This is a genomic window from Chitinophaga sp., from assembly GCF_036566945.1.
Classification (GTDB): domain Bacteria; phylum Bacteroidota; class Bacteroidia; order Chitinophagales; family Chitinophagaceae; genus Chitinophaga.
The window spans coordinates 1-17,042 of sequence record NZ_DATCVJ010000630.1 but is presented as its reverse complement, the minus strand read 5'-3'; the positions used below and the strand labels follow the sequence as shown (position 1 = coordinate 17,042).

The 17,042-nt window shown below is 46.9% G+C and carries 16 protein-coding genes; 8 read left to right on the top strand and 8 right to left on the bottom strand.

The window, feature by feature from the left end; genetic code table 11:
• The 7 genes from VIP81_RS19375 to VIP81_RS19345 all read right to left on the bottom strand — a co-directional run.
• Positions 1 to 2,619: SusC/RagA family TonB-linked outer membrane protein (locus VIP81_RS19375; RefSeq protein ID WP_331964875.1), on the bottom strand; the 2,619-nt coding region annotated here is incomplete at its 3' end.
• A 258-nt stretch (positions 2,620 to 2,877) separates the two neighbouring features.
• Positions 2,878 to 4,071 (bottom strand): FecR family protein, encoded by a 1,194-nt coding sequence (locus VIP81_RS19370; protein ID WP_331964872.1) that lies wholly within the window; start codon positions 4,069 to 4,071, stop codon positions 2,878 to 2,880.
• A 93-nt stretch (positions 4,072 to 4,164) separates the two neighbouring features.
• Entirely contained in the window at positions 4,165 to 4,767 is a 603-nt protein-coding gene (locus tag VIP81_RS19365) for an RNA polymerase sigma-70 factor (protein WP_331964869.1), read from the bottom strand.
• A gap of 202 nt (positions 4,768 to 4,969) precedes the next feature.
• Positions 4,970 to 5,731: a tRNA(His) guanylyltransferase Thg1 family protein gene (locus tag VIP81_RS19360; RefSeq protein ID WP_331964866.1), complete on the bottom strand. Its 762-nt coding sequence runs from the start codon at positions 5,729 to 5,731 to the stop codon at positions 4,970 to 4,972.
• Positions 5,721 to 6,167, bottom strand: coding sequence for an AAA family ATPase (locus VIP81_RS19355; protein ID WP_331964863.1), 447 nt, complete (start codon positions 6,165 to 6,167; stop codon positions 5,721 to 5,723). The genes VIP81_RS19360 and VIP81_RS19355 overlap by 11 nt, the downstream gene beginning before the upstream one ends.
• 103 nt (positions 6,168 to 6,270) lie before the next feature.
• A complete protein-coding gene (locus VIP81_RS19350; RefSeq protein WP_331964860.1) occupies positions 6,271 to 6,564 on the bottom strand; it encodes a hypothetical protein in 294 nt (97 codons plus the stop codon).
• A 120-nt stretch (positions 6,565 to 6,684) separates the two neighbouring features.
• Positions 6,685 to 7,314 carry a metalloregulator ArsR/SmtB family transcription factor gene (locus VIP81_RS19345; RefSeq protein WP_331964857.1) on the bottom strand — a complete coding sequence of 210 codons (630 nt, stop codon included), beginning with the start codon at positions 7,312 to 7,314 and terminating at the stop codon, positions 6,685 to 6,687.
• A gap of 288 nt (positions 7,315 to 7,602) precedes the next feature.
• On the opposite strand from VIP81_RS19345, the gene VIP81_RS19340 reads away from it, so the two are divergent.
• The 3 genes from VIP81_RS19340 (at position 7,603) to VIP81_RS19330 (ending at position 11,844) form a co-directional block, all read left to right on the top strand.
• Positions 7,603 to 8,172, top strand: coding sequence for an NAD(P)H-dependent oxidoreductase (locus VIP81_RS19340; protein WP_331964854.1), 570 nt, complete (start codon positions 7,603 to 7,605; stop codon positions 8,170 to 8,172).
• Positions 8,173 to 8,354: 182 nt separating this feature from the next.
• Positions 8,355 to 10,097, top strand: coding sequence for an ABC transporter ATP-binding protein (locus VIP81_RS19335; RefSeq protein WP_331964851.1), 1,743 nt, complete (start codon positions 8,355 to 8,357; stop codon positions 10,095 to 10,097).
• The gene (locus VIP81_RS19330; RefSeq protein WP_331964848.1) at positions 10,081 to 11,844 is read left to right on the top strand and encodes an ABC transporter ATP-binding protein; all 1,764 of its coding nucleotides are present in this window, start codon (positions 10,081 to 10,083) and stop codon (positions 11,842 to 11,844) included. The genes VIP81_RS19335 and VIP81_RS19330 overlap by 17 nt, the downstream gene beginning before the upstream one ends.
• Before the next feature lies 1 nt (position 11,845).
• On the opposite strand, the gene VIP81_RS19325 is transcribed toward VIP81_RS19330, so the two are convergent.
• A complete protein-coding gene (locus tag VIP81_RS19325) occupies positions 11,846 to 12,754 on the bottom strand; it encodes an ADP-ribosylglycohydrolase family protein (RefSeq protein WP_331964845.1) in 909 nt (302 codons plus the stop codon).
• Between the two features lie 96 nt (positions 12,755 to 12,850).
• On the opposite strand from VIP81_RS19325, the gene VIP81_RS19320 reads away from it, so the two are divergent.
• From VIP81_RS19320 to VIP81_RS19300, 5 genes are all read left to right on the top strand, one after another.
• Entirely contained in the window at positions 12,851 to 13,063 is a 213-nt protein-coding gene (locus VIP81_RS19320; protein WP_133812078.1) for a hypothetical protein, read from the top strand.
• A 113-nt stretch (positions 13,064 to 13,176) separates the two neighbouring features.
• Positions 13,177 to 13,761 carry a TetR/AcrR family transcriptional regulator gene (locus VIP81_RS19315; RefSeq protein ID WP_331964838.1) on the top strand — a complete coding sequence of 195 codons (585 nt, stop codon included), beginning with the start codon at positions 13,177 to 13,179 and terminating at the stop codon, positions 13,759 to 13,761.
• Between the two features lie 100 nt (positions 13,762 to 13,861).
• Positions 13,862 to 15,085, top strand: coding sequence for an MFS transporter (locus tag VIP81_RS19310; protein WP_331964835.1), 1,224 nt, complete (start codon positions 13,862 to 13,864; stop codon positions 15,083 to 15,085).
• A 28-nt stretch (positions 15,086 to 15,113) separates the two neighbouring features.
• Positions 15,114 to 15,911: a PhzF family phenazine biosynthesis protein gene (locus VIP81_RS19305; protein ID WP_331964832.1), complete on the top strand. Its 798-nt coding sequence runs from the start codon at positions 15,114 to 15,116 to the stop codon at positions 15,909 to 15,911.
• Positions 15,912 to 15,915: 4 nt separating this feature from the next.
• On the top strand, positions 15,916 to 17,040 hold the full coding sequence (locus tag VIP81_RS19300; RefSeq protein ID WP_331964829.1) for a serine hydrolase domain-containing protein: 1,125 nt from the start codon (positions 15,916 to 15,918) through the stop codon (positions 17,038 to 17,040).
• Positions 17,041 to 17,042: the final 2 nt, after the last annotated feature.

The window sequence follows — 17,042 nt, the reverse complement described above, 5'->3', positions numbered from 1 at the left end:
AACAGACAACGGTTGTCCTATTACATAGGTATCTTTATAAGCAGACGCCTCAAAATCAGGATATTCCGTTAGTTTGTTTTTCGGGATACTTAAATTGAAAGATGTTTTCCAGGTAAAATCCTTCTTTGAAATATTGGTGCTGCTCACTTCAAACTCCCAACCATGATTTACTACCCTGGCAGGCAGGTTGGCGGTGAGAGAAGAAAAGCCTGTCTGTGGTGTCAAAGCAAAATCTACCAACTGGTTATTGGACATATTGTAGTAATAATTGGTATTAAAGAAGATGCGATCCTTCAGGAAGCCCAGCTCCAGACCGATCTCTTTTTTATGACTTTCTTCCCAACGGTAGGTTCCATTGGCCAAACGGGAAGGTGTCAAACCAGATACACCATCGTATGGGAACGAAGAGGACATCCAGCTATCCAGGTATTGGTAGTCGCCGACTTTGTCGTTACCGGAATTACCGATACTTCCCCTGATTTTACCAAAGCTCAGGATACTGTTATCTTTCAGGAAATCTTCTTTACTGAATACCCAGGCAGCGCCAATAGCGCCGAAATTACCAAAACGATTGCCCGGTGCAAAACGGGTAGACCCATCGCGGCGGAAAGAACCGTTCACAATATATTTTCCTTCCCAGTTGTAATTCAATCTACCGAAAACCGATGCATACCGATAAAAAGAATAGACAGATGGACGCGCGGTGATCATACTCGCTGCATTCTGGTCTTCCAGCAACGCGTCACTGGAAAAGCCTTCTGCAATCACTGACCGTCCCTGGGTAACGCTCTGTTGGATGCTACCACCCAATAATACCTGCAGGTCGCCTTTCGCTATTTTCTTTGTATAATCTATTTGCGGTTCTACGATATAAGATCCAAAGCTGGAAGAACCAAAGAGTGATTGGCTACCGGTAGAAGTTGTCGGATTAAAGCTGGCATCAGGCATGGTCTGCATCTGCGTCATGTCTGTACGGGTGTATCCCAGGTTGGCCTTGATGTTCAATCCCGGCAACACGGTATACCTGATCACGCTGTTTGTTACCAGGTTGTTGGTGCGGACCTCTGATTTGCGCAATAAGTAGGCAGCAGGATTTTGCAGATTATTAAACCAATAGAACGCGCCGGTAGAATCATACAAAGGCATATTAGGCGCCAGGTTATAAAACATGCTCAGGTCTGTAGGCAAGGAGTTGTCAACACTACCGGTATAACTCACCGAAGCGCTGATATTAAACTTACCATCTACACTGCTATGGTTCAGGTTCATATGTCCTGCTCCACGCTGAAAGCCTAAACCATCCGACATCACATTTGATTCCTTATGATAAGTACCACTTAAGAAAAACTGTGTTTGTGCACTGCCACCGGAGATCGATCCCGTTGCTTCCGTAATATGTGCGTTGTTGCCCATATAATACTTTTGCCAGTCGGTTGTTTTTTGCTGATCCCAGAGGGTCAGGTCGGGCGCACTCTCTGCATCATATGGCTTATTATCATTCTTGTAAGCTTCTTTACGCATGGCAATATATTCCGGCGTATTCAGCATCTTCATGGTGTTTACTACTTTTCCCAATCCCGTATATACGTTAAAGTTAGCCTGTGTTTTACCGTTCTTCCCTTTTTTGGTTTTAATCAGTACAACACCATTGGCACCCCTTGATCCATAGATAGAGGTAGCATCTGCATCTTTCAGAATAGAAATACTTTCTATATCGGCAGGGTTGATAGCCGACAGCGGGCTTTGATTGCCATTGGCAGTAGTAAACTGGTTCAGGGGCTCTGAGTAAAAAGGCACATCATCAATCACGTATAACGGATCATTGGAATGGAGGATGGAGCTTTGGCCCCTGATAATCACATTAAAATTGGAACCGGGTAAACCGCTGGAAGAGTTAATAAATACACCAGACACACGTCCCTGCATAGCGCTTAATACATCCGTCACCGGCTGTGAAGCAATATCAGACGCTTTAATAGTGGATACTGATCCCGTGTTATTACGCTTGCTGGTAGTACCATAACCAATAACCACGGCTTCATCCAGACTGCTGGCTTGTTGCTTTAGATACAACTGCAGCGGACCGAAGTTACCTACATGAAAGGTTTGGACTTCATAGCCAACATAAGAGATCACCAGGTCATCGCCCGGACCAGCAGCAATAGAGAAATGTCCATTTAAATCGGTAATAGTACCAACATTGCTACCCTTCACCTTCACGGTGACACCAATCAACAGCGTGCCGCTGGCATCTTTTACGACACCGGTCAATGGTTGTTGTGCAGCTTCCGCGGTGATGTTCATTTGATTTGAACCCGCTGGTAATGCTTTCTTCTTAATGAAAATGGTTTTGTCCTTGATGGTGTAATCCAGTGACTGTCCTTTCAGGATTTCTGTTAAGAAGTCCACCAGCGGCTCATTTTCCGCTTTAATCGTCACTGGTTTTACCGCACGCAAAAGATCCCTGTCGTAAAAGAACAGGTAACCGGTTTGCTGTTTTACGGAAGAAAGCACCTCTTCTATGGGAGCATTCTTCACCGAAACAGATACTGTTTGTGCAAAAGCACCCGCAGATACTTTTAACGTCGCCACAATCATGAGAAAGATCGTTAATCTCATAGTAAGTGCAATTTTGGTTGGAAAAAGTCCGGGTATAGAAAGGACTTTACCATGATAAGTCAATTGCATAAATTTGCATTTGTTAGGATGGATAATCAGTATTCAAGTAGTTCAAGCTTAGTGCGATCGTCGTCCAGACGTTTTGCCGGGGGTGGGTCCAATCACCTCCGGTTTTTTTTGTCCGGACAACCGCCTGTCATCTCTGAAGTTGGTCGTGCATAATATTTGTTGACTATAGCTAAAAAATCTGTTTGTTACCTACTGTTCTACTATAATACTGCGTCCCTGTAAGCGGAAATGGATACCCGTGTTTTCCAATCCGTCCAATACATCGGACAGTGGCAGATTGCGTTGAATTTCTCCCTGAAATCTGCGGGCAGGAATAGTACCTGCATAAACGATGGTTACATCATACCATCTGGCTAGCTGACGCATCACGGTGGGTATGTCTGCGTCGCGGAAATAAAACTGATCCTTCTTCCAGGCCAGGATGGCCGCAGTATCTGCCTTTGCAATAACATTAATATCGCCGGCGCTGTTCACCTGCGCCTGCTGGCCGGGCTGCAATACCCGGGATATATTACCGGTACTTATTTTTACGGCACCTTGTATAAGGGTCGTTTTAATCCCCGGTTCATCGCTATAAGCATTGATATTAAAGCTGGTTCCTAATACTTCTATATTGGCAGCTGAATTGATTTTAACATTAAACGGCGTTTTGGCCTTTGCCGCCACTTCAAAATATACCTCTCCTTTTATCTCCACTTCCCGCTTTCCTTCCGCAAAAGCAGTAGGATAAGTAATGGCGGAAGCGGCGTTTAACCATACCCTGGTGCCGTCCGGCAGTGTAAGCCGGAACTGTCCGCCTCTGGGCGTGGTGAGCGTATTGAGTGTGGTTTGAGCAGAATAGTCCTGCGTACTATATTGTAGCTGCCCATTGTTCACCTGAATAAGGGCGCCCTGTTGTGTAATTACCTGGTTGCCATTGCTATCCAATGGTATCACCGATCCATCCGATAACGTTAACGTAGCCTTACTGGATCCCGGCAATATCTGAGCGGCGGGTACTTTCACCGCAGCGATTTGTGGCGCCGGTTTGGAAGGACGCAGCAAATAGATGCCAGCACCCAATAACAACAACACCGCGGCGGCAGCACTCCACCACGGGTACATATTACGTACACGGCTCTTATGTTCCTCCGGGAAATGTTGCGCACTAAAGGCAGCCCAACCCTTCGCTACATCAAATTTTTCGTACTGAGCCAGCTTATCACGCAGTATCGCCGGATCCGTCATCTGTTCAAAAAAAAGACGGTTCTCCGGGGAAGCGGCTGACCATGCCCTCAGTTCTTCTTCCTCTGTAGCAGTCAATATCTCTTGTTGATACCGACCAATCAGATAGGCCATTCGCTGCAATACCGGATTTGTTTCACTGTTTTGATCTCCTCCCACTTCGTCCTTTTATGTATTTTAGTATAGAAACAATGAAAATCTGTTTTCGATTAAAGAAATCAGAAAAAATTTTTTTACCCGCTAAACAGATGATTAATAATTATAATAATGTTTGATCAGGGTGATATAAACCCCCAACAATGGCAATATGTTCTTTTTAATCAGGCTGTTTCTGATGAGTTTCAGTGCCCGTAACTTCTGCGCCCTGACGGTATTATAGGAGATCTCCAGGGTGTTGGCAATATCTTCATTCTTTCGTCCTTCGAGGTAGCTCATTTTAAAAATCCGCCTGCATTGGGTCGGTAGCTGCTCTATTTCCTCGTATAACTGCTGTATAATTTCTGTTTCTGTCAGCACCGGATCAAAACCGCTCATCTCGTCTGTTACCTGCACTTCCTGTAAATAAGAAAAATCCTTTTCCTTTACAGACAAGCGTTCCCGGCTCTTCAAAAAATTGAGGCAGGCATTTTTGGTAGCAATAAAAAGAAAGGCTTTGATATTAGTGGCAGATTTAAAGTCGCCCCGTTTATCCCAGAGCTTTGAAAACGTTTCCTGCACGAGGTCTTCCGCCTCCTGCTCATTATCAACGATGGTAAAGGCAAAATAACATAGCGCCCGGTAATGCTGGTTAAATATAAATTGAAATGCCGATTGCTCCCCGGCAGCAAGCTTTTGCAGTAAAATATCCTCTTGCATTGAATACTCAGCTATCATCCCTGGACCCTCCTTGCCTGACAATATAAACGATGATTTATCGCTCTAAAAATACCGATAAAAGCTGATTTATTTATACTTATCGAGAAAAATAGGGGGAGCCAATCCCCCGGGATCTGCTGATAACGGGTATTCCATAAGGTGGCGGCGGCTACCGGACCGTAAATTCGAGGGAGCTCTCCGATTAACCGGCGTTTAGAATCCCACTGATAAACTCATTATACGCTTCCCTCATGGGCAACTCCATATTGCGGCAAAGCTGTTTTCTTTTCACGATGACCGTGGTTTGCTGCTTTACATCAAAACCTTCTTTCTCCACTTCCGCCCAGTAAATACCAGTCCCTCTTTTCTGCCATAAGGGCAATTCATTGAAGTTTACCCCCAGCGTAAACAACAACTCATTTTTTTCTGCGACACTTATTTTTTCAATACGTTTGGTCGCTTCAGCTTTAGTAGCGCCGCCCTGCCGCAAACGCCAATAACAGTGGGCATTCAGGGCATTCCGGTGCGCATCCTCATTGCGCCAGCGAAAATAGTCTTCCACGAGGCCGGCATTGGGCAACTCGCAGATGCGGCAGTCAAAAGCCGCCACACTTCCCAGCAACACGGAGAATTGCGCACTGGCTTCGCCCGCAAGTATAGAAGTATACTTCCGGTGCTTCCGCGAGAAAGCTGTTTCATTCAAATCAAATAATAAAGAGATTTCATCACTTTGCGTATAGCCATAAATGACTTTAAACCCGCAATTCATCAGGTGCTCCGTAGTGGCAATCATATAATCGCGGAAACGTACATCGAAAGGGGCTTCAAAAGGATGCGTTTCTTTGGTCAGGCGGGTAAACCCACGCCCATCAATCCTTGCCACCATATACATACCAGGTAGTACCTGTGTATCATGCGCCGTTTCATACACCCGCATTTTTAAATCAAGATCATCAAACTTCATTCGTCCAGGGTTTTATAACAAACATATTGTCTACTATCTCTACAAAATATAATTCATCAAATCCCTCTTCCAAAGAGGGCAGCTCCAGCCGGCTGTAAGTCCCGCGAATACCCACTTCCGGGATAAATGCTTTGCCCGACCGGTTGTTGTTACGCGCAATGGCTCCTGCCAGCGCCGACTTGAAATAATATCCTGTCACTTTGAATTTATACTGCTTTGCCAGCGTGATGTATTTCTCCCGCTCCGCTTTACCAGCATTGGTATTATCTACTACAAATGGTTGTTGCACGGAAAAACATACCTCTAAAAAACGACCTTCTTTGTTACGGGTATGCAGCTGATCCATCGAGATCCGCATATGTGTATCAAAAAAATGTTGTTTATAAAAGGAAGTTTTACCGGTAGCCTGAATGCCACAAAAAATAATTGCTTCCACTATGAATGCTCTTTAGCAGCAGATAAGTTAGATAACGCTGTCAATCCCGCCCCCGAAATAACGGCACCCCCCATAAACGGGAAGCCTGCTCCAACAAGGTCTGCTATCCTTGCTGAAAAGAGGAAAGGAAGACAAAAAAACATGCCCCAATACCGGCTGCTATGGCCGCGAAAGATCCCCATCTGGCAATACTATTTACAATGGCAATTTTTTCAAATGAAGTTTTTGATAGCGCGATTAATCCTGCACCTGCCAGAATAGTCCCACCGACGAAAGGAAATCCGGCGCCTGCCAAATCTTCCATGCGTGCAGAAAAAAGAAAAGGGAGACAAAAAAACATACCGGCAACCCCGGCTGCTATGGCGGCAAAAGCGCCAACTCTTACAATAATAGTCATAAGGATAACATTTACACAGTATAGGTGGATATAAATATTTGTTGATGACCGCCTGTCAGCAGCCCAGCAACAACGAGGAATTTTTTCGGTTAATCATCTCCCTAAGATATAAAACAAAACTCACTTCCCCGAAATTCGATACACACAACGCCGTTGCCCGCCAGGTATATGCTCTATCCGCTCTATCGCCGCGCCTTTCCCCAGCAATGCAGCAAACATATCCTGTTCCATCTGGCAAAAATAATTACAACATTTAGCGGCGGCCTGAATAGGACAATGGTTTTCTATCAGCAAAAAACTATCGCCTTCTTTTTTGAACTCGGCCATGTAGCCCTCCCGCTTGCGGAGATCGGCCAGCTGTAGCACCTTACTTTCCAGGTCTTTGCAGTCTTTCAGTTCTTCCTGGTATTTCTCCCGGGTGCTTTGTGCGGTAGCATCCAGCACTTTGCCCATGTTTTCGGGCGACAAAGTATTACTCATATTACAGAGTAGCTTCAGCGCCAGATCCTGATGGCGATCCGGGAAACGGGCATTGCCCGCATCTGTTAAAGACCAGATCTGTTTGGGTCTTCCTCTGCCTTTCGACTCGGTTGTTGCTTCTACCAATCCTTCATTTGCCAGTTTGAGCAATTGAAAACGCGCGCCTTCCATGGTTACCTTCAACTCTTCGGCTAGTGCGCACAAAGGTTGTGGTCCCTTGGTTTTAAGTATCCATATCGCCCGTTCATTGTCGGCAAAATTATTATTCATAATAAACAAAGTGTTTATTTGGTTTATTCAGCAAAGATACTATCTTTGTCCCATAACTAAAACGAATAGTTGCGATCCCGCAACACCGGCACTGCCGCGCGTATACCGTGTGCAGCGAAGTGTAGGCGGTGATACAAAACTACTACTCCGTTATATCAGCTGGCAGGGCCCTCCGGCTGATATCATTCAACTACTGCTAATCAACAGCCAAAGCTATTGCAGCCTTATTGCTTTCCGCAACAGGCATCGCTTTCGCATGCACATACTTTAAACTTAAAACATTTTATCATGAAAATAGCCATCATCATTGGTAGTATCCGGCAGGGAAGGCAATCCCAGAAGATCGCCCACTACCTCCAACATAAATTAGCCGCCAACGGCAGCACCATTGACCTGATAGACCTGGCAGAAACGCCCCTCCCCATGCTGGAAGAGCGCGTAGGCAAGCATCCGCAGCTGCCGGCAGAAGTACAGGATTTAAGCAACCGGCTGCACGCAGCAGATGCCATCATCATGGTGACACCAGAATACCATGGCAGCTTTTCCGGCGTACTGAAAAATGCCCTCGATTATTTTTACGGCGAATTTTCGAAAAAAGCCATCGGTATCGTCACCGTCAGCGCGGGCAAGTTTGGCGGTATCAATGCCGCTACACAGCTACAGCAGGTCATCCTCAGCTTAGGCGCGTTCCCACTTCCCTCCAAATTACTGGTGCCGGAAGTATATGGCGCTTTCAATGAAGCACAGGAATTGACCAATGAATTTACCAGCAGATCGGCACAAAAATTTATGGACGACTTTCAGTGGTTTGCCAGCGCGATTTACGAAAAGAAACAACAGGCAACATTATCTGTTTAAACACCTCGGGAATACAGCGGAGAATACGGGCATTCTTCGCTGTATTCAATAACAGCCCATCCTAAAAAAGGTCGCAACAGCTAAAAAAAGTAATATCTTGCCGCGTATTATACAATATTTACAGGACTCACGCGTCTTCAAAATGGAAATCCTGTTTTTAGCTGCAAAACATATCTGGTAAGATGAAACAAGAAGCTGGTACTAAAAAGAAAGAAGCCGGCATATTCAGTCTGCTGCAACCATATATGGGAATGGTTGTTTTGCTGATACTGTTTACGCTGTTGAGCAATGGCCTCAACTTATGGCTGCCAAAAATTATCGGAAACGGCATTGACGCATATGAGCAGGGTACCTTTCAGCTCAATCCGCTACTGATAAAATTCCTGGTGGCAATCGTCATCATCCTCGTGTTTACTTATCTTCAGAACATCATACAAACATATGTGTCTGAAAAAGTAGCCCGGAATCTCCGCACCAAAATATCAGACAAAATATCCGGCCAAAGCTACGCCTGGATAGAACAGGCCAACCCTTCCCGGTTGCTGACCAACCTGATTGCCGATGTGGATTCCATCAAATTATTTGTATCCCAGGCGATCGTTTCCCTGGTATCTTCCCTGTTTATTATTATTGGCGCCAGCATTTTGCTGCTCACCATCAACTGGAAACTGGCGCTGGCAGTAATTGCTACCCTACCCGTAATCGGTATCACCTTTTTCCTGGTATTACGTAAGGTAAGGGCCCTGTTTATCAAAAGCAGGGAAGTGATGGACTGGCTCAATAAAGTAATCAACGAAAGTATTTTAGGCGCGGCACTGATCCGCGTTATCAATTCCCAGCAACTGGAATATGAAAAATTCCTCGACGCCAATGGCAAAGCCATGAACTTCGGTCTTTCTATTGTGCGCATGTTTGCAGGACTCATTCCCGTGATCACTTTCTCCGCCGGCATCGCCGGATTATTAATACTCTCACTGGGCGGACATTTTGTGATCAACGACACCATGAGCCTGGGCGACTTTGCCGCTTTCAATAGCTACCTCGCACTGCTGATCTTCCCGATACTGGTCATTGGCTTTATGAGCAATATTATTGCACAGGCCACTGCCTCCTACCAAAGAATCAGCGCCGTGATCAATATGCCGGATATTATGCCCGGTGGTACTATTACTACCCCTGTTAAGGGAGACATCGAATTCAGGGATGTTACCGTCAACTACGGTCAGAAACCAGTGCTTAAAAACATCTCTTTCTCCGTAAAAGCCGGATCGAAAGTAGCCGTCATTGGTCCTACCGCAGCGGGTAAAACCCAACTGCTGTATTTACTGACCGGCCTCATAAAACCTTCGTCCGGCACCGTGCTGATAGATGGTCGCCCGGTAACAGACTACAATTCTGAATCCTTCCATAGCCAGATTGGCTTTGTATTCCAGGACAGCATCATCTTTAATATGAGCATCCGCGAAAACATCGCCTTCAACGATAGCGTTACAGATGCTTCTCTGGAAAAAGCATTGTACACGGCAGAACTCAAAGAGTTCACCGAAGCCCTTCCGGAAAAACTGAATACCATCGTATCAGAAAGAGGCGCCAGTCTTTCCGGCGGACAAAAACAACGCATCATGCTGGCACGCGCACTGGCCATTAACCCGAAGATCTTGCTGCTGGACGATTTCACCGCCCGTGTAGATACCAATACGGAAAAGAAAATACTGGGTAACGTTCAGACAGAATATCCGGGTACTACCCTCCTGTCTGTAACACAGAAAATTTCTTCTGTGACACATTACGACCAGATCATCCTGCTCATGCAGGGCGAAATTATTGCCAGTGGTACACACGATGAACTGATCAATTCCAGTCCTGAGTACATCCAGATCTTTAATTCCCAACAAAGTACCAGCAACTATGAATTACAATCTTAACAAGTATACCGGGAAGGATCATAAAACATCCAACTACACTGCATTCAGAAATCTGCTGCAACTGATTTCTCATGAGAAAAAAAATCTGATCATCGCGTTATCAGCCATCCTGCTGAACTCTACGCTCAACCTGCTGGGGCCATTTTTAATTGGTTACACGATCGATCACTATGTACAACATAAACAATACCACGGCGTATTAGTGTTCTCGGGTATTTTACTGTGTATGTACCTGGTGGCATTATTTACCAGCTTCTTTCAAACAAAACTGATGGGAGGCGTAGGACAACGTACTTTGTTCACTCTCCGTAATTCCATCTTCAGTAAAATACAACAGCTGCCGGTCGCCTTTTTTAATCAGAATAAAGCCGGAGATCTTATTTCCCGTGTGAACAACGACACCGATAAGCTCAACCAGTTTTTTTCTCAGTCGCTGATGCAGTTTGTAGGTAACATTGCCACCATGATCGGCGCCGGTATCTTCCTGCTGGTGATCAATTACAAAATAGGTATCGCCGCACTGGCGCCGGCTTTGCTCATCCTGATCTTCACCAGGATCTTATCGCCCTGGATCAAAAGAAAAAATGCCGCCAACCTGAAAACAGTCGGCGGTATGAGCGCGGAAATTCAGGAAAGTCTCGGCAATTTTAAAGTGATCGTTGCCTTTAACCGCCGCGACTACTTTAGAAAACGCTTCAATGAAGCCAACGAAAAGAACTATGACACGGCTATTGGCGCCGGTTTGGCCAATAACATCTTCCTGCCTTTCTATGCCATGTGTGCCAGTATCGCACAGTTGCTGGTACTGACAGGTGGTATCTACCTGATTACACAGGGAGAATTTAGTATAGGCTTGCTCGTGAGTTACCTGGCATACGCTACTTATTTCTACAATCCATTACGACAACTCGCTACGCTGTGGGCTAACTTCCAGGTAGCCATGGCCGGATGGGACAGGATCTCAGAAATACTGGCATTGGAAACAGACCTGATCACCACACCAGTGGCTACGGTCAACACTCCCAATCCTCCTTTGCTGGAATTCAGGAATGTACATTTTGGCTATCCTGAAGGCAGAGAGATATTACACAACATCAGTCTCTCACTAGAAAAAGGTAAAACATATGCCCTCGTGGGTCCTACCGGCGGCGGCAAAACCACCACTGCGTCACTCATTGCACGTTTGTACGATCCTACGCAAGGCACCGTACTCCTGAACGGAAAAGATATACGTGGCTATGATGCCGATGAACGCTCACAAAAAATTGGTTTCATTTTACAGGAGCCATTCCTGTTTACCGGCACGGTAAAAGAAAATATTTTATACGGTAATCCGCTGTATAAAGATTATTCCAACGACCAGCTAACCGCAGTGATCAAAGAAGCCAACCTGGAAAAACTACTGGCCATCTTTGAAGAAGGACTGGAAACAAAAGTAGTATCTGGCGGCGACGGGGTGAGCCTGGGTCAAAAACAGCTGATCGCCTTTATGCGGGCCGTTCTCCGCAAGCCGGATTTATTGATCCTCGATGAGGCAACGGCTAATATTGATACCGTAACAGAACAACTGCTGGGTGAAATTCTGGAAAAATTACCTGCAGACACCACCCGTGTCATCATTGCCCACCGACTGAATACCATTGAAAATGCAGATGAAATATTTTTCGTGAATTCAGGAGAAGTAACACGCGCGGGATCATTACAAAATGCGATGGAAAAATTATTGCATGGCGTAAGAGTGAGCTAATCTACGTAGGGGAACAGTGCACGAGTACCCGATCGATATATACATATTCCGGCAGCGATTGTAACTTTTGTAACAAGGCTGCCGGAATTTTTGTGGGTCCTAATAACGAACCCGCTACCTGCCCGGCGATAGAGGCGTTGGTGTCGGTATCGCCGCCAGCTGCGATGATGGCGGCAAACATATCCTGCATCCCCATATGTGCTGCCCTTGAAGCGGCAAACAAAGCCAGCGGAACACTGTTCACTACATATCCATTATTACCCAGGGCGGCTACTTCTTTGATTCCGGCAGCAGGCCCCAGTTGCTGAATGGCGATCATCCTGTCGCGTAGGCGCGTATCCGGTAGTTGTGGAATAAGGATATCAAAAAGATCCGCGTCGGTAGTCCAGGTGCCCGCTATGGCAGCACGTATTGCCAATACCACTGCCAGCGCACCTGTATAAGCTTCTTCATTTTTATGTGTGATCCTGCAGGCATCTCTGACGTCCTCACGGGAACGGCTATCCCAAAATGCAAAAGGCGCTATTCTCATGGCGGCGCCATTTCCGGCACTGTATTCACCACTAGTCCCGGCATAACGCCAATGGATACCCGCAGATAAATCCTGCATGGCTTTTAAGGTACTGGCGCCGATGCCGGCCATTCTTCCGGTTTTATAATATTGCAGGAATTGTGCTGCCAGTGCGTCCGTATTTTTATTGGAAGATAATACTTCACAGGTAGCCAGTGTGAGCCAGGTATCATCGGTCAGCATCCACTGTGGTGGCGGTGGCGTTATCTTTCCCAGATAAAAAGTACGCTGATCATTTTGGGCCACCACATTTTCAAAACAACTTCCCCAGGCGTCGCCAATGGCGCCTCCTAAAATACAGCCCTCAAATCGCGCCCGCTTACTAAATATTGCAGTCATACGCTAAAATAGTAATATATTATCATAAAAGCCCATAGCATCCACCTCTGCACCGAACAGCTCCCCAATCCCGATTTTTTTAATTATATTCACCACATGTCAAAATCAAAAGATGTAGTGGTAACACTATCAAAAAAACATCCTCAAACAGCTGAACCGGTGCAGGCCGGGCATACGTTTGTTATCGGCGTATTAGGTAAAAAGTCTGCCTTCTACGAAATAGCAACCGAGCAATTAAACAACCTTCATAATGATGATCTGCAAAAAGCGTTGTTCCAATTGCTCCACCCACAAACCCCGCACCACTAACCAATTTATTTCCAACACAAACGAAAACCTGCGCAGATCGCAGGTTTTTTGTTGCCGGAAAAATTTTGTACTAGTCGGTAAAGAATATACCTTTGGGTTAAAATAGAGGAACAATGTCAGGCAGACCTAAAATATTCGATGATCAGGAAGTGATCAGCAAAGCAGCTGATCTCTTTTGGCGGCAAGGATATGAAGCTACTTCTACGGAAGACCTCCTGGCGGAAATGGGCATCGGCAAAGGTAGTTTCTACCTCGCCTTTAAAGGAGGAAAAAAAGAACTCTTTGAAAGAGCACTCGGACAAAACAGCGATAAAGCCATCGCCCGGTTTAAAAAAGAACTGGACGAAGCACCAGACGCCATAGCATATATCCGGCAATTTTTCCGCAGGATCACCGATAGCCCCAAAAAAATCCACCAACGCGGCTGCATCATGGGCAACGCTGTAGCAGAACTCTCCAATACCGAGGTCCTGCTGATGAAAAAAGCAGCGCACCACCTGCAGGAACTCGAAGGACTTTTCCTGAAAGCCCTGCTGCGCGGTAAAGAACAAGGAAAGCTGAAGTCAAAGCTGGAGCCCGCACTGCTGGCCCGAATGCTACTCAATAACTGGAACGGATTAGGTATCACCCGGAGAATTTATCCCGATAATGAATCCCTCTCTGCTATCATAGAAATACAATTGAAAATACTGGAATAGTGATGGCCTAAACGCAGACATCACAAATTACCCGGACAATATTTAATATATTCTCATACGCTATTTTGTACCATTTAGTACAAAATAAAAACCACTTTTCATGGAAAAAACCACTGCACTTACCCGATCCACGGCATTACTATTTGCCGCTGCCAGCGGATGCGCTGTTGCCAATGTATACTATGCCCAGCCATTACTCAACACCATGGGGCAAGACCTTCATATCCAACCCGGTGATGTAGGCATGATTGTTACCATCACGCAAACAGGGTATGCCCTGGGATTATTGTTACTGCTACCTTTGGGCGACCTGTTCAACCGCCGTCGACTCATCGTTACGCAACTGCTGCTCGCCGTGTTGGCCCTGCTGGTAGTGGCCTGGGCGCCAATACAGGCACCTTTCTTTGCAGGCATTGCCGCGGTGGGATTGCTGGCGGTAGTCACCCAAACACTGGTGGCTTACGCCGCTACACTCGCAGCTCCCACAGAGCGCGGCCGCATCGTAGGACTCGTTACCAGCGGGGTAGTATTAGGCATCCTGCTCGCCCGCACCATTTCCGGCACCCTGGCAGACCTGGCCGGATGGAGGGCGGTATACGTCTTCTCAGCGGCGTTGATGCTCCTCACCGCCATCGCCTTATTCCGCGTACTCCCTAAAAATGATCCTGGCAAAGTAGTCGCTTCTTACCCCCAACTGCTGACCTCTGTTTTCCGGCTCTTCTTCGAGGAGCGTATTCTTAGGGTACGCGCCATCCTGGCCATGTTCATCTTTGCCGCCTTCAGCGTATTATGGACTTCCCTCGTGTTACCACTCAGCGCCCCACCCTATCACTTCTCGCATACCGTCATCGGCACATTTGGTTTAATTGGCGTAGCCGGCGCGCTGGGAGCCGCCAGAGCCGGGCAACTTGCCGATCGCGGCCGCGGACAATGGACCACCGGCGTTGCACTCTCCTTACTGCTCCTTTCCTGGATTCCACTGAGCTTCACTACACAGTCTATATCCGCACTCATTGCCGGCATTATTATACTCGACCTGGCCATACAGGCCGTACATGTCACCAATCAAAGCATGATTTACCAGATCCGCCCGGAATCACGCAACCGGCTCGTGGCGGGCTATATGCTGTTCTATTCCATCGGCAGCGGCATCGGTAGCATTGCCGCCACCACTACCTATGCCCACGCTGGATGGACGGGTGTATGCATACTCGGCGCCGCCATCAGCGCCATGGGATTGGTGTTCTGGGCAGTTACCCTCCCGCGCACCCGCAGCTTGCCAATAGCAGCTGCCTGCCAACCGGCTCACCTAAAAAAACGATAACTTTAGGATCTGGTAAATCAACTTCATTATGCCACATATACCCATTTATCAGGTAGATGCTTTCACCACCGAGCTGTTTCACGGCAACCCGGCGGCAGTGTGCCATTTGGAAGCCTGGCTGCCAACAGATACCCTGCAGCAAATTGCCGCCGAAAACTTCCTGCCGGAAACCGCCTTTTTTATACCCACCGCGCAATCAGGTCACTATGAACTGAGATGGTTTACACCGGAAATAGAAATGGACCTCTGCGGACACGCGACCCTCGCCGCCGCACATGTACTCTTTAATCACCTGGGCTGGGATATGCACCAGCTCACCTTTCATACACAAAGCGGCCCGCTTATAGTGAGCAAAAATAAAGACCTGCTCACGCTCAACTTTCCGTCAAGACCCGCTACAGCCGCTTCTCTCCCACCTGAAATATTAAAAGGCATGGGCGTTTATCCCATGGAAGTACTCAAAGCCAGAGACTATATCCTCGTATATCATGATGAAGAAATTGTTCGCAACCTCCGGCCCGACAAAGCTATCCTTGACCAGGTCAACCTGGACCCCGGCGGCATCATCGCCACCGCCAAAGGAAAAGAAGTAGATTTCGTATCCCGCTTCTTTACCCCACAAGCCAGCATCTTTGAAGATCCTGTCACCGGATCGGCCCATTGCTCCCTCATACCCTTCTGGAGCGCACAACTGGATAAAAAAGAAATGGTGGCCCTACAGGTATCTGCCCGAACAGGAAAATTGTATTGTGTGGATGCAGGCGACCGCGTATTGATTGGCGGCCATTGCAAGACTTACCTCGAAGGAAATATTTTTGTACCTTAATGAAATGAGACGTGCCCTTATACCATTTTACTATCTGCTCCTATGCTTCACTGTAAGTCTTACTGCCACCGCCCAAAACCTGCCACAGGTAGATCATACGGTCAACAGCTTTATGACACAATACCACGTTCCCGGCATGGCCATCGCCATTACACACCACGGCAAACTGGTATATGCCCAAGGCTACGGGTACGCAGATACGTTGCAACAAACTCCCGTCACCACCAATAGTTTATTTCGTATCGCCAGTGTTTCAAAGTGTATAACGGCGACGGCTATACTTAAATTGGTGGATGCTAAAAAGCTATCGCTCGATGCCACCGTATTTGGAAAGAAAGGCGTACTCGGTACCACCTATGGTCAACCACCTTACCCAGAAAACCTCCGGAAAATTACCATTCGCCAACTGCTGCAACATACCGCCGGCGGCTGGACCAACAACGGCACAGATCCCATGTTCAGCCACCCTGCTATGTCGGCAGATGAACTCATTTCATGGACCATCACCCACCAGCCACTGGAAAATACACCCGGCACCGTATATGCATATTCCAATTTCGGCTATTGCATACTCGGCAGAATCATAGAAAAAGTATCGGGTATGTCGTATGAAGCGTATGTAAAAAAAAACGTGCTGCAACCTTCCGGCATCACCACGATGCAAATAGGTGCTAACACCCGCTCACAACAAAAAACAAATGAAGTAGTGTACTACGGACAACATGGCGAACAACCTTACATTTACAATATTACCCGCATGGATGCACATGGCGGATGGATTGCCTCTGCTACCGATCTTGCACGCCTGTTAGTACACGTAGACGGATTCCCTGCGCCGGCAGATATTTTATCAGATACCGCCATCACCCACATGACGACCGGCTCCACGGCCAATCCTGGCTATGCGCTGGGATGGGCCGTGAACCCTTATCACAACTGGTGGCACTCCGGTTCACTACCCGGTACCGCCAGCGAAATTATTCGCTCTCATCATGGATTTACCTGGGTAATGCTGTGTAATACCCGCACAGATAGCAGCTTCTTTAATGATCTCGACGGACTTCTCTGGAAAGCCGTAAATGATCCCAACACCGCATGGCCTGCGGTAGATTTGTTCAGCGCTCAATAATT